Origin of the sequence: Nocardia sp. NPDC006044, from assembly GCF_042871115.1 — a bacterium.
In the GTDB taxonomy this organism is placed as follows: domain Bacteria; phylum Actinomycetota; class Actinomycetes; order Mycobacteriales; family Mycobacteriaceae; genus Nocardia.
In genome coordinates, this window is the sequence record NZ_JBIAID010000004.1 from 785,444 (window position 1) to 806,013 (window position 20,570).

Annotated in this window: 23 protein-coding genes, 1 tRNA gene and 1 pseudogene; 15 read left to right on the plus strand and 10 right to left on the minus strand. The window is 63.6% G+C overall.

Annotated elements, in window-relative coordinates:
* Window positions 1-98: 98 nt before the first annotated feature.
* Window positions 99-800: a DUF3558 family protein gene (locus tag ACFYO1_RS34650; protein ID WP_387241678.1), complete on the minus strand. Its 702-nt coding sequence runs from the start codon at window positions 798-800 to the stop codon at window positions 99-101.
* On the opposite strand from ACFYO1_RS34650, the gene ACFYO1_RS34655 reads away from it, so the two are divergent.
* On the plus strand, window positions 712-924 hold the full coding sequence (locus ACFYO1_RS34655; protein WP_387241722.1) for a hypothetical protein: 213 nt from the start codon (window positions 712-714) through the stop codon (window positions 922-924). The two genes, ACFYO1_RS34650 and ACFYO1_RS34655, sit on opposite strands and share 89 nt — an antisense overlap.
* A 257-nt stretch (window positions 925-1,181) precedes the next feature.
* On the opposite strand, the gene ACFYO1_RS34660 is transcribed toward ACFYO1_RS34655, so the two are convergent.
* The 3 genes from ACFYO1_RS34660 to ACFYO1_RS34670 all read right to left on the minus strand — a co-directional run bounded on the left by ACFYO1_RS34660 (window position 1,182) and on the right by ACFYO1_RS34670 (window position 3,528).
* Window positions 1,182-2,012, minus strand: a complete 831-nt coding sequence (locus ACFYO1_RS34660; protein ID WP_387240660.1) for a cutinase family protein — start codon at window positions 2,010-2,012, stop codon at window positions 1,182-1,184.
* A 165-nt stretch (window positions 2,013-2,177) separates the two neighbouring features.
* A complete protein-coding gene (locus ACFYO1_RS34665) occupies window positions 2,178-2,939 on the minus strand; it encodes a hypothetical protein (RefSeq protein WP_387240663.1) in 762 nt (253 codons plus the stop codon).
* 277 nt (window positions 2,940-3,216) lie between these two features.
* The gene (locus ACFYO1_RS34670) at window positions 3,217-3,528 is read right to left on the minus strand and encodes a phosphatase PAP2 family protein (protein WP_387240666.1); all 312 of its coding nucleotides are present in this window, start codon (window positions 3,526-3,528) and stop codon (window positions 3,217-3,219) included.
* Window positions 3,529-3,669: 141 nt separating this feature from the next.
* Here ACFYO1_RS34670 and ACFYO1_RS34675 point away from each other — a divergent pair, with 141 nt between their 5' ends.
* Window positions 3,670-4,104 (plus strand): hypothetical protein, encoded by a 435-nt coding sequence (locus ACFYO1_RS34675; protein ID WP_387240669.1) that lies wholly within the window; start codon window positions 3,670-3,672, stop codon window positions 4,102-4,104.
* 137 nt (window positions 4,105-4,241) lie between these two features.
* On the opposite strand, the gene ACFYO1_RS34680 is transcribed toward ACFYO1_RS34675, so the two are convergent.
* Window positions 4,242-4,550 (minus strand): hypothetical protein, encoded by a 309-nt coding sequence (locus ACFYO1_RS34680; RefSeq protein WP_387240672.1) that lies wholly within the window; start codon window positions 4,548-4,550, stop codon window positions 4,242-4,244.
* A 375-nt stretch (window positions 4,551-4,925) separates the two neighbouring features.
* Between ACFYO1_RS34680 and ACFYO1_RS34685 the strand changes: the two genes are divergently transcribed.
* From ACFYO1_RS34685 to ACFYO1_RS34715, 7 genes are all read left to right on the plus strand, one after another.
* A complete protein-coding gene (locus tag ACFYO1_RS34685; RefSeq protein ID WP_387240675.1) occupies window positions 4,926-5,498 on the plus strand; it encodes a hypothetical protein in 573 nt (190 codons plus the stop codon).
* Window positions 5,495-5,812 (plus strand): hypothetical protein, encoded by a 318-nt coding sequence (locus ACFYO1_RS34690; protein WP_387240679.1) that lies wholly within the window; start codon window positions 5,495-5,497, stop codon window positions 5,810-5,812. Before ACFYO1_RS34685 ends, ACFYO1_RS34690 begins: the two co-directional genes overlap by 4 nt.
* A complete protein-coding gene (locus ACFYO1_RS34695) occupies window positions 5,812-6,663 on the plus strand; it encodes a hypothetical protein (RefSeq protein ID WP_387240682.1) in 852 nt (283 codons plus the stop codon). Before ACFYO1_RS34690 ends, ACFYO1_RS34695 begins: the two co-directional genes overlap by 1 nt.
* Window positions 6,660-7,214 carry a hypothetical protein gene (locus ACFYO1_RS34700; RefSeq protein WP_387240685.1) on the plus strand — a complete coding sequence of 185 codons (555 nt, stop codon included), beginning with the start codon at window positions 6,660-6,662 and terminating at the stop codon, window positions 7,212-7,214. The genes ACFYO1_RS34695 and ACFYO1_RS34700 overlap by 4 nt, the downstream gene beginning before the upstream one ends.
* 594 nt (window positions 7,215-7,808) lie before the next feature.
* On the plus strand, window positions 7,809-8,534 hold the full coding sequence (locus ACFYO1_RS34705; RefSeq protein ID WP_387240688.1) for a hypothetical protein: 726 nt from the start codon (window positions 7,809-7,811) through the stop codon (window positions 8,532-8,534).
* A 443-nt stretch (window positions 8,535-8,977) separates the two neighbouring features.
* Complete coding sequence (locus ACFYO1_RS34710; RefSeq protein WP_387240691.1) at window positions 8,978-10,198, plus strand: alkane 1-monooxygenase; 1,221 nt, start codon at window positions 8,978-8,980, stop codon at window positions 10,196-10,198.
* Between the two features lie 501 nt (window positions 10,199-10,699).
* Window positions 10,700-12,115, plus strand: coding sequence for a lipase family protein (locus ACFYO1_RS34715; RefSeq protein WP_387240694.1), 1,416 nt, complete (start codon window positions 10,700-10,702; stop codon window positions 12,113-12,115).
* Between the two features lie 141 nt (window positions 12,116-12,256).
* Here ACFYO1_RS34715 and ACFYO1_RS34720 read toward each other — a convergent pair whose 3' ends face one another.
* Window positions 12,257-12,925, minus strand: coding sequence for a GntR family transcriptional regulator (locus ACFYO1_RS34720; RefSeq protein ID WP_387240697.1), 669 nt, complete (start codon window positions 12,923-12,925; stop codon window positions 12,257-12,259).
* A gap of 89 nt (window positions 12,926-13,014) precedes the next feature.
* Here ACFYO1_RS34720 and ACFYO1_RS34725 point away from each other — a divergent pair, with 89 nt between their 5' ends.
* Together ACFYO1_RS34725 and ACFYO1_RS34730 are read left to right on the plus strand one after the other, a co-directional pair.
* Entirely contained in the window at window positions 13,015-13,431 is a 417-nt protein-coding gene (locus tag ACFYO1_RS34725) for a VOC family protein (protein WP_387240700.1), read from the plus strand.
* Window positions 13,428-14,189: an SDR family NAD(P)-dependent oxidoreductase gene (locus tag ACFYO1_RS34730; protein WP_387240703.1), complete on the plus strand. Its 762-nt coding sequence runs from the start codon at window positions 13,428-13,430 to the stop codon at window positions 14,187-14,189. Before ACFYO1_RS34725 ends, ACFYO1_RS34730 begins: the two co-directional genes overlap by 4 nt.
* Before the next feature lie 390 nt (window positions 14,190-14,579).
* Here ACFYO1_RS34730 and ACFYO1_RS34735 read toward each other — a convergent pair whose 3' ends face one another.
* Window positions 14,580-15,020: an SRPBCC family protein gene (locus ACFYO1_RS34735; protein ID WP_387240706.1), complete on the minus strand. Its 441-nt coding sequence runs from the start codon at window positions 15,018-15,020 to the stop codon at window positions 14,580-14,582.
* Window positions 15,021-15,101: 81 nt separating this feature from the next.
* Window positions 15,102-15,383 carry a hypothetical protein gene (locus ACFYO1_RS34740; RefSeq protein ID WP_387240709.1) on the minus strand — a complete coding sequence of 94 codons (282 nt, stop codon included), beginning with the start codon at window positions 15,381-15,383 and terminating at the stop codon, window positions 15,102-15,104.
* 339 nt (window positions 15,384-15,722) lie between these two features.
* On the opposite strand from ACFYO1_RS34740, the gene ACFYO1_RS34745 reads away from it, so the two are divergent.
* A complete protein-coding gene (locus ACFYO1_RS34745; protein ID WP_387240712.1) occupies window positions 15,723-16,253 on the plus strand; it encodes a hypothetical protein in 531 nt (176 codons plus the stop codon).
* Window positions 16,254-16,487: 234 nt separating this feature from the next.
* A pseudogene (locus tag ACFYO1_RS34750) lies at window positions 16,488-16,628 on the plus strand (FAD-dependent monooxygenase); the annotation flags it as partial.
* A gap of 373 nt (window positions 16,629-17,001) precedes the next feature.
* Here the strand turns inward: ACFYO1_RS34750 and ACFYO1_RS34755 are convergent.
* Complete coding sequence (locus tag ACFYO1_RS34755; RefSeq protein ID WP_387240715.1) at window positions 17,002-18,414, minus strand: PLP-dependent aminotransferase family protein; 1,413 nt, start codon at window positions 18,412-18,414, stop codon at window positions 17,002-17,004.
* Window positions 18,415-18,486: 72 nt separating this feature from the next.
* Here ACFYO1_RS34755 and ACFYO1_RS34760 point away from each other — a divergent pair, with 72 nt between their 5' ends.
* Both ACFYO1_RS34760 and ACFYO1_RS34765 read left to right on the plus strand, forming a co-directional pair.
* Entirely contained in the window at window positions 18,487-19,776 is a 1,290-nt protein-coding gene (locus ACFYO1_RS34760; protein WP_387240718.1) for an FAD-binding oxidoreductase, read from the plus strand.
* A gap of 118 nt (window positions 19,777-19,894) precedes the next feature.
* Window positions 19,895-20,377, plus strand: coding sequence for a tyrosine-type recombinase/integrase (locus ACFYO1_RS34765; RefSeq protein WP_387241681.1), 483 nt, complete (start codon window positions 19,895-19,897; stop codon window positions 20,375-20,377).
* Window positions 20,378-20,420: 43 nt separating this feature from the next.
* Here ACFYO1_RS34765 and ACFYO1_RS34770 read toward each other — a convergent pair.
* Window positions 20,421-20,494 (minus strand) — tRNA-Pro (locus ACFYO1_RS34770).
* Between the last annotated feature and the right edge of the window lie 76 nt (window positions 20,495-20,570).

Genomic DNA, 20,570 nt, shown 5'->3' on the forward strand with positions numbered 1-20,570 from the left:
TTTCTCAGCGCTTGGCTGACAAGAGATAGTTGCCGGACTGTACCCGGCCAGGTTGTGCGCTCATGCCATGTCCGGGCATTCGAGAGCGCACGCAGGTGTCAGGGTAGGTGGTTGACCAGGGAGTTGGCGATGCGCTGGGCGTCGTCGCAGGAATTGAATCCGTCGGTGCCGCCCTGCGGCTTCCAGGTTCGGGACGCCAACAGCAGAATGTCACCGCCGAAAGACGCGGGCACCGCGATGTAGCAGCCCAGTTTGTGCCCGTCCTGCGCCGCCCGGAATTGCTGAGACTTCCGGCCGGCCACCGTGACCGAACTGAAGTCGACGTATTTGCCGGTCTGCCGCAGCTCACCCACCGGCGTGCCATAGGCCGAGACGAAGAACTCGAGGGCACCGTCGGCGGTCTTCCATTTGCAGGACTTCTCGCTCGGCATACCGGAATTCGTCACCGGTTGCTCGCTGGCAGGGTTCAATCCCGCACCCGCGAGCGCGGAATCGGAGATGTCACAGGGGTTCCAGCTGCCGGCGGGCCGATCCGTGTCGGTGCCCGGTGCCGCAGCCTGGGGTGCGGGTGCCGCCTGAGGTGCGGGAGCTCCTTGAGGTGCGGGAGCCGCCTGAGGTGCGGGTGCCCCCTGCGGTGCGGGTGCCGTCTGGGCTTCGGGCGCGGCATTCGTCGCCTGCGCCGGAACCGATGTGGGTGCCGCCGCAGTCGAGGTGACCGCGTTCTTCGAGGTGCTCGGCGCCGCCGTGCTGTCGTTCGAGGCGGAACATCCGGCAACCAGCAGCGCGGCCCCGAGCGCCACCGCTGCGGCGCTGATCGATCGTGTCTTCTTGCGGCTCATGCATGCATATTCGCGCAACGGAAAAATGTTGTTACACAACCTTTTCACACTGGCCAACCTGGCCCGTTGCCCCCACCGCCGCTGAGACATGCAGCGAATCCACGAGTCTCGTGTCCAAAGGCGGTATCGACCACCACGCAGTCGCCAGGCAAGTGTGGACTGTGATTAGCAGCACTGCCCGTCGGTGGGGATTAGCAGCACTGTCCGTCGGTGGGCTTACAGCACAACGGGATTGGCATCGCGTAATCGGACCCGCGGATCGCCCGTCGACCGGAGGAGGAGTGGAACGTGGTCGACAGGCGATCGAGTGCCCGTGACAAATACGGTGTCAGGCACGAAGCTCTAACGCGGGATTGCCCGGGCAGCCTGGTCGAGTACTACCGATCCCTTGTACTGCTGATGCACCCAGCCTTCACCGGCGATGATGCCGGCGTTCCACGCGAGAATGCAGGCACCTTGGCACCAGAACGGGGTGGCACCCAAGTCCGGCGAGCAGACAGCATCCTGGGGGACACACACGTCACGCACGTAATCCTCGGCTCTGAGTTTGGTGGAATTGCTGCCGGAGATCACGGGCAAGAACTGGCCCACTCCCTGCTTGCCGGGCGCCGCGCCACCGAAGCGGACCAGGTTGTCGTTCGCCACGCGGTCGCCGTCGGCAACCAATAGCGGACTCCACAGATTTACTGTCGCGAGGGCGGCACGGTCCTGGAGGACGCGGTGCATGACCATCGCCCCCTGCGAGTATCCGGCGAGGATCAACGGTTTCTGCGCGCATTCCGGTCGAGACCGATAGTCATCGAGCAAGCTCTTGGTGTACCGCACGCCGGTCGCGATCGAGCTGAAGAATGCCTGCGGCGCGAACGACAGCGTCCACACGCTTTCGGCCTCGTAGATCACGGGCACCACGCGCAACTCCTGACCGTTGAACCCGTGATTTTTGACCTCGTCGTACATTGACGAGTACGCCGACCACATGGTGTCTCCGAGCCCGTACCAGGAATTGGATGGCTCTCCGGAGCCGCGGGCGGCGATCACGACGACGCTGGCCTGTTTACATGCCTGAATCATCGTGTTCAGCGGTGTGGGCGGGCCGGCGGCGTGCGCCGTCGGCGGACTGGACGTCATCACCAGAGTGAAGCCGACAGCGACGGCGAGCAGCGCTGTTGGCAACAGTCCTTGGCGACGTGGCGCCTGTCCGTCGGGGCGGCTCCCGGTGGCGGACCGAGGATGTGTGGAGCGGGTGCGGATAGATTCCATGAGCAGAGCTCTCTTTCGGTGCCGGGCGGAATGCGTGTGGCAGTTCTGGCCAGAAACACGCAATGGGCTCGGACTTGCTCAGGCTTGGCAGATGGACGGAATGAATACCGAAACCGGCAAGCCTTTGGCTACGGCGTCGACAATTCCGTGGATACCGTCTTCGGTCTGACGGCAGAACTGGTCGGCGAATGTTTGTCCGTCGTGCAGTGACTGCGCGGCATTCATGCAGGTGCCACGGATGAACGCGGAAGCCGCGGCAGCGGCGCCGGCAATGACAATGCCCGCACCCGCGCTGACGAACACGCTCGCGAGTGCAACCGCATTGACGTCATCGACCATCCGGTTGCAGTACTGGTCAAGCGACTCGGTGTTGCCGAACTGCGGGACAGGAATCGGTGAGACCGTAGCCGGTCCCGCACCGTCGATCACCACAGTGGTGTCCGTCGGATACGTCAGCCAGCCGTCGTAGCAATCGCCGTTGACCTGGTAGGTGCCGTTCGGCAGTTCGCCGAAGCGCAGTTCGCCATTGCCGCCACCGTTGAGCCGGACTCGCCCTTCAAGGGCACGGCCATCGCCTCGTACGTGCACGACACACAAACCGTCGAGACCTGTTGGATTGGTGCCAATTCGGCGGCCGAGGATCTGCACCTTGATGATGCCTCGTGCTTCGGTCGAAATGAGCACCTGGCCATTCCATCCGGCCCCTGGTCTTGCAGCTTCGTGATGTGAAACGCTGTCAGCGAGCGCATTCGGGGCAAGCGCGAGTCCAGGAATAAGGATCATGGTTGCCACGACAACGCTCGCGGCCACCTGGCGCGCCGCCGTCAACATCTTGATCAATTGCCCTCTCCAACCCGCCTTTTCGGCCATCGAAGCCGTGCATCAATGAACCAACAACCTAATCGGCAAACTCCTGCACCACAGTCGTTCAAACCACCGACAGAGCGCTCGCGTGGAGCTGCAATCCGTGTATCTCGTGGGTTGACAGGATGATTCACCTTCGCCGACGGGACCGAGCGCCGTCGCTATCTGTCACGGTGCAGTGCGGTGGAGGTCAGATGCTGGGTGGGTCGCAAAACCGGGGGTAGCGCAGAGAACGGGTTTCGAAGACAGCCCCTCAGGCAGCTAACAGGTACGTGATCGCTGCCAGCGCCGCGCCGAGGATCGACCCGACGATCACCTGTCCCCGTGTGTGGTCGCCCAGCCAGACACGGGACCACCGTTGCAGGGCACCCGCAGTGCCCAGTGCTCGGGGTTGAACGACATAGGTGATCGATAGTTGTGATGCCAGGTTCGCGAACAGCTGCTGGAAGTAAGTTGGGTCTTCTGGTCTCACGATAGCGGTAATGCGCTCGATGTCATAGCGGCGCAACAGTTTCAGACCATACCCCGCCATGGGGGCCTCGCACTCGTTCGGGTTCGAGTTCACAACGTACTCGACTCGGCAGAGGCAGATTCCCGAGATCGGCTGCCGCCCATCGTTTGCGACTGGCCGAACACGCGAGGGCAGGGCACGAGCGTGCACCGAACACCAGGCGGCGCCATCATCGGACTTGTAGGCTCTCCAGCTGTGAGCACACAGGGGGCGGGATCGGTTGCCGCAGATGGCCGGAAGAAGCGATGGGCACAGTTCAGAGGGGTCGCCGCCGTTGTCATCATCGGCCTGTACATTGTTGCGCTGGCCAGGTTGGCTGTCAGTGCGGATTGGGGCGACCTGACCGCAAGTCGTCTGTTCGGCCTGACTGGTGTCGTTGCCGGCCTGCTCTGCTTGATTTCACTCGGGCAGGAAATGGGTGTGGCAGTTGGTCCGCGGAGACGACGGACAAAGCGTAGAAGGGCTGTCGCGCTGCTCGTGGCCGCCTTGGCCCTGGCGGGCATCATCACGTCGATCATCCGCACAGGCACGGTTTTCGCCGACCCTGCGGGGCAGCTGATGATGCAAACGGCTGCGATTGGCACCCTGCTGATCGCCGTTACCGAGAAGCCCTCACGAGATCGGTTGTAGCCTCTGGCCTCCTTCGTCCGAACGCCCGGAACTCGGTGTTGGCCGCCATGGAAAAGCGGTACCAGCCAACGGATCTGGACGGCAAAACAACGTCTGTCGCTGTGCCGCAGAAGCATGTCCGCGTCGCGGCGCGGGGACTACGGCAGATCAGGCCAGGCCGGCTCCGCGGTACGCGGCAGGGTGTGGATCATCTCGCCAGGCGAGGGCTGAATATTGTTTTGGGCCACGAGTTTTGGGATGTCGCGAGGCGGGACGGTCGACCGCACCCCGCACACGGGGCATTCCAGATAGTGCTCGTTGCTCACGGTGAAGAGCGGGACGAAGAACAGTGAGAACTTGGTGACGAACTTCCGCAATCCGTGCGGGCCACTACACCGGCAAGTGCCACAGTAGACGGTGAGTGTGGCGAGCGTGTGAACCTGCCGCTGCCAGCCGTAGATGAGCACCGAAACCTCCTGGGTTGCAACAAAAGAACCGCGAAGTATACGACGCCACGAGCAACAGGTGGTAAGTGGCGACCCAGTCACCCGACCGCGACCGGCGGCGGTCGGGCGCGATGGACCATGCGCTGGAGATCCGCGGTCAACGCCTTCGCGATCACCAGCCCAACGCCCAAACCTTACTGACAGAAATCGCCGGAAACACCATTGACAAGACAGACCCGATCGTGGAACGCCGGCGACGCAGATGATCCGGAGATGCCAGGCGACTTACGAGGATTGTACCGCTCGGGCATGATCTAGAGCACATGGAGGAACCAAGTTGGAGCGGTGTGCGTCCAAACCAGTTGACGAACATCGGACTGTGCGGAAGGAATGTTGTTGGCACCCAACGCAGCAACGGCGCCTGTGCTGATCGGCATGGAGCTGGACAGGTTGAGGCTACCGGTCAAGATAGAGGTCGATCGATCCCTGCATCAGCGTCGTGAACCGAGCCAATTCTCGGCTGAGGCGATGAGCGGATACTGGGCGGCGGTCTGGCGGCAAGAAGCCCCGACGATCGCCTCGGGGCAGTGGGAGCGGCTCAGCATGAGGCCGACCCGCCGTGCGAAGCTGGTCGCCCTGCTCGGTGCATCATCTTCGACGGAGTTCGCGAAGATTGAGTCCGCTGGGGTGTCGGTTTACGAAGCAAGCGGACCCGCAACCGAATTCGATACGCCGTCGGTGACGGTGCGCGCAGAGCTGTCAGGGTTGACCGAGATCGTCATCGAGCCGCGTTGGGCGTCGACGGCTCAGCCCTTCGAGATCGGTCACGACATCCTTACGTGTATAGACGAGATCCGTAAGCAACGCCCGGTGTTCGATGAGTCGGGCCAGTGGGCGGCACGATCCGAGGACGAGCTGGAATCCGAAGTCGTGCAGCACCGCTTCTACCTCGAAGGGATCCCCCGGTGACAAAAGACTTTTCGATGGATCTGAACAAGATGGTCACCGCGTCGGCGTCGTGGCAGGAAACCGCCACCGACCTCGAAGCCGCGGCTCGCGGCACACGGTCGATCGCGGAAAGCCATGGCGATATCAATTGGTCGATCTTCGATGAGGTGTGGCAAGCACAGAAGAAATCCGCGGAGTGGTTACGAGACCGGTTGCGGGAGGGAAGTAGCGAAGCGACCTCGATCAGCAACGTGTTGACGCACGTAGCCACTGTTCTTCAAGAGAAAGATGAGAACTTCGCCAATGTCTTGATCAAGCTACAAGAGGGGCTGTAGTGACGGAGACGAGCAAGACCCTTGATGACCTCGATAAGGTCCTGAGGCAGTTTTCGGCGAAAATCGACGAGATCCGAAACACCCCAGACGATGTCGATGAAGCGTTCCGGCTCGCGGCCATAGCCGCAGCGGCGCAAGAAGGTGGGGCCTTGCTTCCCGGGGTTGGAGTGGCGGTGGGTGCGGTCTACGGGGTTCTGACCGAGGATTCGCTGACCGGTGTGATGCAGGACAACAAAGAGAAGATCAAGGCCGGCATCCGAAAGGTCCTCGAAGAACTCAGCGGGGCCATCGACGGCTTGCGCGCTCCGGTCGCGTTTGTTCAAACCGCAGGGGAGTGGCTCCATGCGAAGAGCAAGATCAGCGAGGCGCGCAACAACTACCCTCTGCACGGTAACCTCACTGGACAGTGGCTGGGGGCTTCGGCGGCCGCTTACGGTAACGCCGCTGCCGTGCAACAGACAGCGATGGAATCGGCGATGACCGTGTGCGATACCGCCAACAGTGCATTGCGCGACTCAGCCGACGGCGCCTGGAAGTTCTACTCCGGCATCATCGAAGACATCGCCGCATACCTGACGAAGTTCAGCGGTGCCATGCTGAAGATCGCGTCTTTTGTCGCGATGCCCATCGGTGTTTCCGACGCGATCGACTTCGGCACGGATCTGGTCGACAAGGTCGGAAAACACGGCCTCGCGCTCGGTGCGGTCCTGCTCAGACAGCAAGGAATTCTCGACACCCTCACGGTCGCGACGACAAGCCCCGCCGGCATCAACAACGGGAAATGGCCGCAGAGCGCATCCACCGACTTCGACAGCCAGTCACCGGACAAAGACAAGTGGGATCCACGATGACGCGGCGGGCCGCGTTCGCGGCGGGGGTGGTCGTGAGCGCTCTGCTGTCTGCCTGTGGGCCGGGCAACGACCACGCCGGGCCTGCGCCCAGCATGCACAGCACGCGCGAATTGTGTGCCTACCCGAAGGAATTCCTGTCCAGGTGGTACAAGGTCACTGCGTTCGACGTCACGATCCACCCGACCACCCGCAAGGACGGAGACATCGAACAATCAGCTGGATGCCTCTACCAGAACTCCGACACCAGCCCCACGAACACCGACGTTCTACCGACTCGATACGTGGGGGGTGTGTCGCTCGGACTCGATGAGGGCCACAATAATCTCGGCTCTACCGAAGGTTCGAATGACCGGACCCGCACAGTGCAGGGTGTCCCCGTCGCGGGAATCATTGCACCGAAAACCGCTGATGGTTCCCGATATCTGACGCTGTCGGCGGTCATCGAAGGGTGGCGAGGCGAACTCGAGATCTATGTCAAGGACGAGAATGCCCCACAGATCGACGACGGCGCCCAGTTGGTCGTAAGCATGATTCGTGATCTACGAGGGTGATGTCGAACACCCGGAACAAACGCAAATGACGGACGCCGATAGGGTTGGCGACCTCTGCTGGACGAGCACACGCTGTGACGAAACTCTTCGATGGCCTCAGTGAGGCGATGCGAGAAGGACCTGGATCGGGCCGGTGGAGTACGGCCGATCGGTAGGCCAGATTCCGTATCCACACCGGCAGATTCCCGTCGGCGATCTGGGCCGACAACTCGTGCAGCATGGACAGAATGGCGCCCGCCTCTGCGAAGGTCAGTTCGTTGAGGAATGCCTGTTCGTTGTGTCCGATGGTGCAGTCCGGGGCCGGACGGTATTCGTCGCCGTATAAGCATCGAGCGTGCTCGGTCAACGTGGTGTGCACGCTGCAGAGGCTACGGGCCGGGCATCGAATCCTGCTGGATTTGGCTTTTGTGCTGGTAGCGTCCGTTTCGTGACGCTTCGAGATCTTGTTGCCCGGGCGGTGGCGGTCGGAGCGACGCCAGGTGTTCCGGCGTCGGAAGCCGAGTTGGCGGCCGCGGAAGCACGGCTGGGAGTGCGCTTCGATTACCAATATCGCGAGTTGATGGCGATCGGGAGCGGCATCGAGGGGCTCAGGTCGTGGTTCTGGTATCCGGTCGCGAGCTCGGTGTCGGGAAACGCTGGCTGGAGAGCGAAAGTTTTCTGATCGGTGAGTATTTCCATCCGTCCGATGAGCCGTTCCTCAACGAGGAGAGCTATCGCGGTGAACCGGTTCGTGGCAGGTTCCATCCGGCTCCGGCCGGACGAAGACATGTGTTGATCGGTGAGAATATCGATCTGCCTGGGTCGTTGGTCACGAACTTTCCGGTGTCGGAGCCGGCGCCCAGCAGTGATATCGCCTATTGCCGTTGGGAGCCGGAGATTTTCGGGGATGTGGCTCAGACCCTGACCCAGCTGATCGAGGAGATCGAACGCCGCAACGCCGAAGAAGACCCCGATGACCTGCCGCCCGAGCAATGGGACCGCTCCGGGGCATCGACGGCGTTGGTGAACTTGCGCGACGGAATCTCCGAGGAGCGTGTGCCAAAGATTCGGCATGCGTTGTCGGCACGCCGGCGCCAAGAGTTCGACGAGCGAGCTGTCGGGGAATCGATCAGCAGGCTGCGGGAGATGGTGTGGTGCGACGGAGCGGAGCCGCAGTTCAGCTACACCGATATCGAGCATGATCTCTGGGGTCCCGGCGTCCCGCGAATACGGGCGGCGGCGACGTTCCCGCAAGGTTCGGGCCTTCCCGCTCGTGAGGCGATAGTCGGTGTGGTGAAGGAGAATACGGTGTGGCGGGTCGATTTCCTGTCATGGGCCTGACCGACCGTCGAAGATGCAGTCGGCTACACCGAGTCCGCCGCCCGCACGGCGAGCCATCTCAGGCTTTCCGTCCGCCATCCCCGTATCGCTGGTGTCGGCGAAAAGATAAGCTACGTGACTCTGTTCATGATCAGATGACGGACAGGCTAGGCCGTCCTGATCGCACCCGGCCCAGGAGATATCGGGTTGTGCGTCTGGCTCAGGGCCTGCCGTGCCCAGCAAACCTTTGGGCTGCATCCTCGAAGGTCCGCCAAAGCTTGTGCGACTTCAGTGTGGCGTTGAAGGTCGCTGTAAGCTGCGGTAAATATCGGGCGCTGTATTCCTCGGATTGATTTAAGTCAGTGCTTAAGTGAAAGGTCTTGGGCAGCGTCACTTTCGGAGTCGTCCTATGCTTCGCGCATCCGAAATATCTCTTCGAGTCGCATCCAAGGGCGGACATGCGAATGCTGGGCAAACGTTCCGGGTCACGTGATCCCAAACGTCATCTCTGGGTTCTAGGTTTCATCGCGCCGGCGGCCGCGCTGCTGCCCTCCCAACTAGTGTTACGCACGGGCTGCCCAATCTTCTGGTGGAGCGTTCCGATCATCGTGTTCATCGTTATCCCGATACTGGATTGGCTGGTGGGGGAGGACTGCAACAATCTGCGCGATGAGGATTACGAGGAGCTGTCGAACGATCGATACTATCGGTGGTGCACGTTCTTGTTCCTGCCGGTCCAGTTGATCGGCCTGCTTGTCGCGTGCGCCATGTGGTCCGGTGACGAGTTGAGTGTGGTGGACAAGCTGGGTCTGGCGGTGTCGGTAGGCTTTGTGAGTTTTATCGGCATCAACGCCGCCCACGAGTTGGGACATCGGGTCGAGAAACTGGAGCGGTGGCTGTCGAAGATCGCGCTGGCACAGTCGGGTTACGGCCACTTCACCGTCGAACATAATCGCGGGCACCACGTTTGGGTGGCCACACCCGGCGATCATTCGAGTGCGCGGTACGGCGAATCGCTGTGGGAGTTCTTGCCCCGCTATCTGGTGACCGGCTTTCGCGCGGCGATCAGGCTGGAAGGGGAGCGGCTACGCCGAAAGGGACAGGGGTGGTGGAGTATTCACAACCAGATCCTGCAGACATGGTCGATCACCGCGGTACTTTTCGGTGGACTGCTTGCGGTCTTCGGCTGGTCCATAGCGCCGTACCTGTCGATACAGGCCGTGCTCGGCATGGCGTTGCTCAAGACGATCGGCTACATCGAGCACTATGGGCTCCTGCGCGAGCGCAAGGCCAACGGTTCCTGGGCTCGCTTCTCGCCCAAGGACAGCTGGGACTGTGACTGGCTGGTCACCAACGTCTTCATCTTCAATGTACAGCGGCACAGCGATCATCACATCAATACCGGACGCCGGTATCAGACGCTGCGCAATTCCGAAGAGGCGCCGCGGCTTCCGGCCGGCTACATCACTATGGTCGTGTGCGCGGCGATTCCGCCATTGTGGCGGCGGGTGATGGATCCGCGGGTGCTCGCGCACTACGAAGGCGATATCACCAAGGCCAACATCCAACCCCGCAAACGAGCCACGATCCTGGCTGCTCACGGACGCGACGAACACGGATTCGGAGTCGCGTTTTCTGATCCGTGGGCTGGTCCAGCGCAGCCGGGCGCGGAACGGTGTGCCTGACCTTCGGCGCTCGAGCTTTTCGATGCGGAGCGAATCCTGCACGCGACGGCAGTGATTCGCGGTGCTTGCAAATAGCGAACTGCCGACTGGCGCTACCTTGTCCGCGCGCAGTCGTTACACTGCATTCGCGCCGGCTGAGGACAGTTGGGAGAAAGCGCGTCGGAGGTGTCGCGAATTTCAACCGCGTGGCGTCCTTGCCGGTCGCGAATCCCGACATCACCGCGCCAGCCGGATTGTGGTGCGGCGGTACCCAACCGGCGTCCCACGCGGCTGGGTGCCAGCAGTCATCGTGAGGGATCGTCGCGCCGTCACTCCGGGATCTGGACAGCAGGATTGGAACGCGCACTCGCTCTGCTCGGCGAAGGGCAGCGGGTCATGTCGCACACTTGCCCTCGGATCTGCGTGTGGCGGTAGACCGCGGCATTGCTATGTGACGCCCGACACTCTAATTTAGGAAAGAGATGTTCTCTTTCTTCGGAGGTGTGAGTGTCCATCCGTGACATGATGTTTCGATCCCTCACGGTGCAGCGCCTGCCGGCCGTCGTATCGGTCACCGCATGCCTGGTCGCAGCACTGCTGAGCGTGACCGGACCGCGGGCCGCGGCGGTACCACTCACCGCCGACGATCCGTTCTATTCCGCACCGGTCGGATACGAAGCCGCTGCGCCCGGCACGATCCTGCGCTCACGACAGGTACAGGTCAGCACCCTGCGGCTGCTGCCCACTCATATCCAGGCCTGGCAATTGCTCTATCGCACAACCGATTCCCACGGAGCCCCCTACATCGCCGCCTCTACGGTGATGGTTCCCGACGGGCCGCCTCGGCCACGTCCGCTGCTGTCGTATCAGACCGCGGTCGACGCTGTCGCCGACATGTGCCGTCCGTCGGTGGCGTTGCAGCAAGGCGTACCCATCGATTTCACGAACCCGAACGGTCCGATCGGCATAGCCGCCCCCAGTGTCGAAATCCTGCTCGCCGCAAGCGGTCTCGAACGTGGGTGGGCGGTGACCATTCCGGACCAAGGTGGCACCGACGATCACTTCCTGACCCCCGAGGAACCCGGTTACGTTGTGCTGGACGGTATCCGGGCGGCTGAGCAGTTCGGGCCGCTCGGCCTGGCGGGCGTAGATACCCCGGTCGGCCTGTACGGCTACTCCGGTGGCGGTGTCGCGTCCACCTGGGCGGCGGAGATGGCCCCGCACTACGCACCGGAACTAAAGCTCGTGGGTGCGGTTCTCGGCGCGCCGGTCGCCGACTTGGCGGGCACACTCATCTCGATCAGCAACACTCCCACGGGTGGCCTGCTGCCCCTGGCCGGAGCGGCGATGTCGAAAGACTCTGCCGAATTCGCCGACACCTTGAGCCACTACCTGACCCCGGCGGCTCGGCAGCTGATCGACCGGGCGAAACGCCAGTGCACCGGCCAGATCGTCATCGACGCCGACCTCGACAGCATCGGCCGATTCCTCGCCCTACCGGACTTCGCACGCTATATCACCGTGCCCGTCGACGTGTTTCTCGCCGACCCGGTCGTGGCACGAATGATCGAACAGCGCTCCTACACCAAGCACACTCCGACCGCACCGGTCTACGAATTCAACGGGGTCTACGACGAGGCGAGCACCATCGCCGGAGCCGACGCGCAGACCAGCGCGTACTGCTCTCGCGGAGTATCGGTCACCTACAGACGGGACTCGTTTCCCATCCTCGCGCACGGCCCAGTGGCGGTACTCGGCGCACCCGACGCCTTCAACTGGCTGCAACGACGCATGGACGGCGAGCCTGCCCTCGCCGGCTGTGACATCCAAACGGTGCCGTCGACGCTGCTGAACCCTGGCGCCCTCGACACCTTAGGCGCCGCCCTCGGCACCGCGATCCGCACACTGCTCGGGTTCGCACCGGGGAGTGGTCGATAGCTGCACGGCACGCGGGATCCAGCTGAACGAAATCTGTTGCTGTGTAGGCTGAGTCGCGGTTCAAAATGGATGCGGCATCGACGAACTCTGAGTGGACCGCCGAATGTGTCCGGTGCGGGCGCGTACCAGATCTGCTGTGAGTTATGGCGGGAGGTCGGCGAGCAGGCTGCGGCGTGCGGTGTCGACGTGTTGTTCGGCGTAGCGGGCGAGGGTCTCGGGATCGCCTGAGCGAAGCAGTGTCGCGAGTTCCCGGTGTTCGGCGACGACGCGATCGCGGTAGTGGTTGTCGGCGGTGACGCGGTGCAGTTGGAAGAAGTGGACCTGGGAGCGGACCGCATCCCAGGCCCGGTGCAGGCGCTGGTTGCCCGCGGCGGCGTAGATGCGGTCGTGGAAGGCGAGGTCCAGGGCCAGCAGCCGGGCCGCGGGCGCGTTCGCGGCCAGTTCCGCCGCCATGCGGTCGACCAGTTCGTCGAGTTCGTCGAGTTGATCGGGGGTCGCGGTGTGCCGTGCGGTGATCGCGGCGAGTCGATCGAGTGCTGCCCGCAGGGTGTAGACCTCCTCGACATCGTGGGCGGTGATCTCGAGCACGGTGGTGCCGCGGTGCCAGCCCCGGCGGATGAGCCCTTCGCTTTCCAGTAGCGCGAGGCCCTCGCGAACCGAGCCTCGGCTGATCCCCAGTGCTGCGGCCAGTTCCACCTCTCGCAGTGGTGCGCCGGGTGGGAATTTCCCGGTGAGGATCGCCTCGCGGATCAGATCGGCCGCCTCCTGCGCCAGACCACGGCGGGCTGCCTTGGGAAGGGATGTATCCATGTCCTAATGTTGACATTCGGACATGGGTGCGCGCAAGCTGGATTACGAGGGGAACACACAAGGAACCGATTCGAGGAAGGTGTCGCGTCATGCGCCCTGCAGTCCACCTGGCAATCCCGGTCGAGGATCTCGACGCCGCCCGCCATTTCTACGGCGAGGTGTTGGGTCTCGAGCAGGGTCGAACCAGTAGCCACTGGATCGATTGGAATCTGAGTGGGCATCAATTGGTCACCCACGTCGTCGCGCGCGCCCGGGCACAGGAGGGCGCCAGCGAGGTCGATGGGCATCACGTACCGATCCCGCATTTCGGTTTGCTGTTGTCCCCGCAGGGTTTTCACGAGCTGGCCGACCGGTTGCGTGCCGCCGGAACCGAATTCCTCATCGAGCCTTATCTGCGCTTCCCCGATCGCCCCGGTGCGCAATGGACGATGTTCTTCCGCGATCCGTGCGGTAACGCGTTGGAGTTCAAGGCGTTTCTCGACGAGTCGCAGGTGTTCGCGCGATGAGGCGGGTGCTGATCACCGGAGCCTCCCGCGGGATCGGGCGGGCCGCGGCGAGCGCGTTCGCCGCCCGCGGCGACCGCGTCGCGGTGCACTACGCTCGTGACCGAGCCGCAGCCGAGCAGACCCTGCAGGCACTGCCCGGCTCGGGCCACGTCATCGTGGCCGGCGACCTCACCGACCCCGACGCCGCGCAGCGGATCGCCTCCGATACCGTGCAGGCGCTGGGTGGCATCGACGTTCTGGTCAACAACGCGGGCATGGCCCCGACACCCGGCAATGCCCATCGTGTCGCGGAGGTGGAAGCCGCTCAGTGGCAGCAGGTCTGGCAGCACATGCTCGAGGTCAATGTGCTCGGCCCGGTGCATTTGACCTACGCCGTCGCACGCCACCTCATCGCCCGCGGCGCGCCAGGGCACATCGTCAATGTCGGGTCGCGCGGCGCGTTCCGCGGCGAACCCGACTATCCCGCCTACGGTGCAAGCAAGGCCGCCCTGCAAGCGTTCGGGCAATCCATGGCGATAGCGCTCGCCCCGCACGGCATCAGCGTGGCATCGGTGGCCCCAGGCTTCGTGAGAACCGAACGCCAGGAAGCCAAACTTGCTGCGCCCGAGGGTGATACCCTGCGCGCGGAAAGCCCCTTCGGACGCGTCGGCACCCCCGACGAGATCGCCGCCGCCATCGTCTACCTGGCCTCACCGCAAGCCACCTGGGCATCCGGCGCCATCCTCGACCTCAACGGCGCCTCCTATCTACGCCCTTGACCTGGCATCGGCTACAGCGCACTCGCCGACGCGGTCTTACTGCCTTCGACAGTGCCCCCCGAAGGCCGATTACCCGGCCAAGACCTCGGCGCAAGACAATAGACCAGCATGGGGGCGGGGCAGCAGCTAATTCCCACCCGGGCCATCGCGAGCTGAAGTGCACGCTCATCAGTGTGGACTGAACCGTGCGAACCTTCTACTACTGCCGCTATTCGCGTGTGCCCCGCGACGGATTCCGGCAATCAGGCCCTAGTCCTGGGCAGACAGGGGCGTCCGGTGGGCCAGAGGAACGTCCGCGTTGTTCCGGGGCACTAGATGATCTGGCCGTGAGGAGACGAGAAGAAGACGATCCGGGTTGCTCCCGCGGTGATCGCCGGTATGTCGAAACCGTTAGACGGGGCCGCTTTTGGTGGTGAGCGCTTTGTCGCAGGCGGCGAGGATTCGGCCGAAGACATGGCCGACAACGGTTCTGGCGACCTTTCCTACAATCGAGCCGACGTCGACGGTGCTGGTCCAGACGACTCGGGTACCGCCGGGCACCGTCGTGAAGGTCATGGTTGCGCCTTTGTGCGATATCGGGGGGACGCTGCGTTCGACGACGTAGTCGAATGACCGGGGCGGGTCGTAACGGGTGATGCGTTCCCGGAACCGGCCGATCAGCCACGTGTGCGCCCGGACCGCGCCGAGCCCCCATGCCGCGGCTTCGCCGGGCTGGATGAGCCTGTCACGCAATACCCAGGCGGTGCGCTCGTAATTCGTGGTGTTCGAACACCAGTCGAAGACTTCCTGCGGCGGTGCGGCAATCGTGCGCTCGACAGTGATGGTTTCCATATTTCTCCCTAGGCGTTGCTCTGTATGTCACTGCGACACCGCCCGGCCCTCGACCGTGACACCCGTGCGGTGTGGTCTCCGTCACGAAAGTGGCACGGTTGCGGCCTGATTCGGCACTGACCCGTCCCCGGGATCGCCGGCCTCGACTTCCTCTTCGTCGAAACCGTACGGCACGTCGGCGGTTTCAACGCGGACATGCTTGGTGCCTCTACGGTGGTAGCTCTGTTTCCGCCGTGATGACCGAGGGTCGGTTTCATCACCGGCACCGCTCGCGGCAGAGGCCCTGGCGAGGAAGGCGGCGACGGTCAGGCCGAGCAGGCACGCGGTGATGGTTTGTACCCGGTAGTCCAGCACGGCGATCAATGCTGAACCACCCAGCAGCGCAAAGCCCGTTGGGCGTGAACATGATCGTGCTGGCGGTCGCGCTCACGCGGCCGAGCAGTGCGTTCGACCCGGACTCGACGTGGCTGCTGTGGTCGTCGAAGAAGCGCCTGGACCACAGAGGGAAGACGGCCGGTCAAGTAGTGAGCGGCTGTCGTATGAACAGCTGATACCGAACAGCGAGCGTTTCGAACAAAATGGGATATCGGCTGCGGCACGGGGATTCGCGCAGCAACGGCCGATCACGGCACAGACCGATCATGCTCATCGCGTGCTGTCGGCGTGGTTCGATTGTATGTGGAGGCCTTGATGAGACGGCTTATGGATCTGCTCGCGGCATTCCTTATCGCCGGTGTGGTCTCGTTGGGTATCGTCCCGACTCCGGCGATGGCAGATTCGGGCCTATCGTACGGATACGATTTTCCTACCGGGCTACCTCAGTCGTTCATCGCGAAGCAAGGGGCTTTCACGCCGGCCAACGCAGTGGGTGAGATCACGCGTGACTTGAACCGATTCTTCCCGTTTCGGTCCGAATGTGGTCCTCTGACGCCGGGGCGTGTGTGCAATCTGGAAAATCTGGGTACCAAGAACCCGATCAGGGTCGTCTTCGTGAATGGCTCGGTATTCAGGTTCGTTTCGTTGCCCGGGCATTTCGAAGGCGAAAATCGTTATATTACCTTTACGTTGTATCTGAAGAAGCAATCGAACTTTCCGTCGCAAAACCCGTTGTATCTCAAGGTTTCGGCTGAAGGGCCTTGGACTCCGGGAGCGCAGACGAGCGTGACGACTGGTCTTGCGTACGGATTCTGGAAGCAGTTCGCCGAGAACATCGGAGCCCGGGCATTTCGCTGACGCATACAGTTGATCCCGATCAGGCCGGGTTCGGGGGACCCGGTCATGCCTCGCGTAGTCGGCGACCCTTCGCCGCCCGGCGACCGGTCGTCGGTAATGATCACGGTGGATGCCACGGCATCTGCGGGTTCGGTCACCTATTGGCTTGTGACGGTCGCCGCAGTACGGCAGCGAAGCTGCTCGGCGTCGATTTTTCCGGCGAACCCACCAGGCACGAGACGTTACTGGGCGACGTTGTCTCGCTTCGGCGACGCCACCCTCTTGGTCGATCGCTACCGGATCGAGCGGGTGCTCCTGTCGGGCGACGCGGCGCACATGCATCCGCCCAATGGTGGACAGGGCATGAATCTCGGTATCCAGGACGCGTTCAACCTAGAGGTGCCCGCTGTGCTGCTGCGGCCGGACGGCCACGTTGCGCGACGGCCATCGTGAGGCCGGGTTGAGCAACGGCGTGACTCGGGCACTGGCCAAGGTGGTGAAAGCTGACCCGCTTGACGAGAACGCAAGCCGAGGGGGCAACGGAGATTCCCAGAGGCTCAGCACATCTCGGCACCGCTGCGGACTCTGGCCGGACCGTTCGGGCGCGGTTCGATGTCTCTTGCGTTGAGGTGGCAGGCCTCGAAGCAAGGTCGGTTCTCGGGGGCGGCTCCCGAGAAGGCGCCGTTGTGAGCCGATTATTGGTCGCGCGGATTGCCAGAGGGAGGCAGCTTCACAGTTCGCGGCCAAACCCCGTTGATCGATGGGGTCGCTACTGCCGACGCAGCGAGGCGATGGCGTTGGCGAGCAGATCTACACCCTCGATGATGGCGGGTTCGGTCAAGCCGCCATACCCAAAGACCAGACCTCCGGGGCCGTTCTTTGTCACCCAATAGGGTGCCAGGCCGTAAATTCCGACGCCCTGCTCCGCCGCCGCATCCGCCACTGCGACCTCGGTGAGATCGGGCGGCAGCCAGGTCATCACATGGAGTCCGGCGGATACTCCGATCGGCACGAGGTCGGGTATCTGTTCGGCCAGCCTGCCGACGAGGGTGTCGCGCAGCTGCCGGTACCGCGGCCGCATCCGGCGCAGGTGCCGGTCGAACTCGCCCCGCGCGACGAAGTCGGCGAAGGTCAGCTGATCCAACACGGGCGAACCGCGATCGTCGTTCACCTTGGCCACCGACGTCGGCTCGACCAGACGGCTCGGCAGGATCAGCCAGCCCAGTCGTAACCCAGGCGCGAGCGTCTTGCTCGCCGTGCCCGCATAGACCACGGACTCCGGCGCCAGGCCCTGCATCGCGCCGATCGGATCGCGGTCATAGCGGTACTCCGCGTCGTAGTCGTCCTCGATGATCAGGGCGTCGTGGGCGGTGGCCCATGCGATCAACGCGGCCCGTGTCCGCGCCGAAGCGACTGCGCCGGTGGGAAATTGATGGGCGGCGGTCACCAGGACGACGTCGGCACCTGACCGTTCGAGTGCCGCCACATCGAGCCCGGTGTCCGATACCGGCACACCGACCGTCTCGAGTCCGGCTTTGATTGCGACCTCGCGAACTTCGTTGTCGGATGGGTCCTCGACCGCCAGCCGGCGATATCCGGCCGCCGCCAGTACGTCCAGGAGCAGCCGCGAACCTTGGGCGAAGCCGCTGCAGATCAGCATATTCTCCGGCCGCGCCGAGGTACCCCGGACCCGATTCAGGTAGTCGGCCAGTGCTTCACGCAGCTCGGTGCTGCCGCGCCCGTCCAGGTAGGCGAGGCTGCTGTTCGGCGTCTCGTTGAGCACCTTGCGAATCGAGCGCAGCCAAGCGGCGCGCGGAAATCGGGAGACATCCGGCTTGCTGTACCTGAAATCGATCCGCGGCGGACCGCCGGCCGCCGTCTTCTGTTGTGCGACTGGAGAACTGGCCACGGTCGGCGCCACCTGCGTGTAACCACCGGTCCAGCTGACCAGATACCCCTCGGCGACCAACTGCTGGTACGCCTCGACGACCACGCCCCTGGAGAGTCCGAGATCGGCGGCGAGAGCCCGGGTCGCCGGCATCACCGTGCCGGTCCGCAACAGTCCCTGCCGAATCCGATCACGGATGCCGATCTCCAATTGCCGGTACAGCGGAACAGACGCGTCGCGCCGTAGCTCGACCAACAGTTCGCCGGAGGCGAAATTGGTACTGGAAAGGCGCATAGAAATGGACCTTATCCATAAACCACTTCGCTGTCATCGTTGTGCGCAGACCACTTTCGACAGGAGCACCCGATGACCGCCACCACACTCACTCTCGAACTTCTGCATCCGGGACAGCCCGGGTACGACGAGGCACGCACGGTCTGGAACGCGATGATCGACCGGCGGCCGAGCGTGATCGCCCGCTGCCACAGCACCGCGGACGTCGCAGCGGCCATTCAGTTCGCCCAAACCGAGGACCTGGAAATCGGCGTACGCTGCGGTGGCCACAACATCGCCGGACTCGCGGTGCCCGAGAGCGGGCTGATGATCGACCTGACGCCGATGAACGCCGTCCAGGTCGATCCCGAGCGGCAGGTCGCCTGGATCCAGGGCGGTGCGCTGCTCGGCGAACTGGATCGTGCCACGCAGGAATACGGTCTGGCCACCACGGCGGGCAACGTCTCGCACACCGGCGTGGGCGGACTCACTCTCGGCGGCGGGATGGGCTGGCTCGCAAGGCAATTCGGGCTCGCCTGCGACAACGTGATCTCCTACGAAGTCGTCACCGCCGCAGGCGACGTCGTGACGGCGAGCGCGAGCGAGAACCCCGAGCTGTTCTGGGGATTACGCGGCGGCGGCGGCAATTTCGGCATCGTCACCGCGTTCGAGTTCCGTCTGCACCACATCGGTACCCGCACTCTCGTCGCCGAATTCACCTACGACTGGGCGGAGGCCTTCGCGGTCCTGCGAGGTTGGCGTGATCTGAACGCTACCGCGCCCCGGCAGGCCACCTTCACCGCGAGCATCGTCGGTCAGGAACTCACCGTCGGCTTCGTATGGATCGGCGACCCACAAACAGCCGCCGAACTGCTCGCGGCCTTCCGCAACCTCGGCCAGACAGCGGCCGAGCGCATCGAAGAATTGTCGTACCTGACCTTGCAGAGCCGCGAAGACAGCGCGCAGGGGCACCGGTTCCGCCGCTACTGGAAAGGCCACTACTTCATGTCGCTGCCCGACGAGGCGATCCGCGCCCTGCTCGGCAACCCCGGCGTCGGTGCCAGCCTCCAAGCCTACGGCGGCGCGATCGCCGATATCGCCGACGACGACGCCGCGTTCAGCCACCGAGACACCCAGTTCGAGTTCGTCACCGCCACCCGCTGGAACAACCCCGCCGACGACGCCGAACAGATCGCCACGATCCGCGCGTACGCGGCCACCCTCGACCGTTACGCCGGCGGCGCGTACGTCAATACCCTCAACGGAGAGGGCGTCCACCGCGCCTTCTCGCCAGCCAAACTCGCCCGGTTGACCACGCTGAAGAACAACTACGACCCGACCAACATCTTCCACCTCAACCAAAACATCCGACCGACCCGCTGACCAATGTGTCTTGCGATGGGTCCTACAGATCGTCAAGCCCAGCGAACGACTTCAGGACATCGACACCGCGAAGTGGATATGAACGCTGCGCCGGCAGACCTCGCCAGGGCCGGGCGGGCTGAACGACAAAGGCACGAAAGACAAACGCTCGCGCCGGATTCCGATCATCGAGGAAATCCGCCCGATGGTTCTCGCCCGGATCGCGGCAGCCGACGGCAGGCCTGACGCTCGCCTGTTTCTCGGACCGCGCGGCGGGCGAATTCAAACCGGTGTCCTCCGGCGCGCCATCCATTGGCCGGACGTGGTCGCAGCCCTGGGATACGAGCACCTGCGCCGGCACGACCTCCGGCATACCGGACTCACCTGGTTCGCCGACGCCGGAGTCCCGCTGCATCGGCTTCAGCAGATCGCCGGGCACACCGACCCGCGGATCACCCGGCGGTACCTGCACCCCGACATCGCCGCGCTGCAAAACGACGGCGACTTGCTGTCACGGTTCCTGACCACGCCGAACAACGGACCTCAGCTGCCCGAGCTGCTGGCGCGCAGGGGTCAGGCCGATTGGTCCCCAAACGGTCCCCAACTCCGAGTGGTCGAATAACGACGAAACCCCTCCGACCGAGGTCAGGAGGGGTTTTTCTCTGTCGGGCTGACAGGATTTGAACCTGCGACCACCTGACCCCCAGTCAGGTGCGCTACCAAGCTGCGCCACAGCCCGTTGCCGCCCATTGCTGGGCGCTCGAAGAGATTACCTCAGGTTGGGGCGGGGGAGCGAATCGCCTGGTTAACGGCGT

What these genes read in the sequence shown, in the direction of transcription:
- ACFYO1_RS34700 (WP_387240685.1), top strand. Translation starts at nt 6,660, where the DNA reads ATGACGCGGCGGGCCGCGTTCGCGGCGGGGGTGGTCGTGAGCGCTCTG.
- ACFYO1_RS34710 (WP_387240691.1), top strand. Translation starts at nt 8,978, where the DNA reads ATGCTGGGCAAACGTTCCGGGTCACGTGATCCCAAACGTCATCTCTGG.
- ACFYO1_RS34715 (WP_387240694.1), top strand. Translation starts at nt 10,700, where the DNA reads ATGATGTTTCGATCCCTCACGGTGCAGCGCCTGCCGGCCGTCGTATCG.
- ACFYO1_RS34720 (WP_387240697.1), bottom strand. Translation starts at nt 12,925, where the DNA reads ATGGATACATCCCTTCCCAAGGCAGCCCGCCGTGGTCTGGCGCAGGAG.
- ACFYO1_RS34725 (WP_387240700.1), top strand. Translation starts at nt 13,015, where the DNA reads ATGCGCCCTGCAGTCCACCTGGCAATCCCGGTCGAGGATCTCGACGCC.
- ACFYO1_RS34730 (WP_387240703.1), top strand. Translation starts at nt 13,428, where the DNA reads ATGAGGCGGGTGCTGATCACCGGAGCCTCCCGCGGGATCGGGCGGGCC.
- ACFYO1_RS34735 (WP_387240706.1), bottom strand. Translation starts at nt 15,020, where the DNA reads ATGGAAACCATCACTGTCGAGCGCACGATTGCCGCACCGCCGCAGGAA.
- ACFYO1_RS34745 (WP_387240712.1), top strand. Translation starts at nt 15,723, where the DNA reads ATGGATCTGCTCGCGGCATTCCTTATCGCCGGTGTGGTCTCGTTGGGT.
- ACFYO1_RS34755 (WP_387240715.1), bottom strand. Translation starts at nt 18,414, where the DNA reads ATGCGCCTTTCCAGTACCAATTTCGCCTCCGGCGAACTGTTGGTCGAG.
- ACFYO1_RS34760 (WP_387240718.1), top strand. Translation starts at nt 18,487, where the DNA reads ATGACCGCCACCACACTCACTCTCGAACTTCTGCATCCGGGACAGCCC.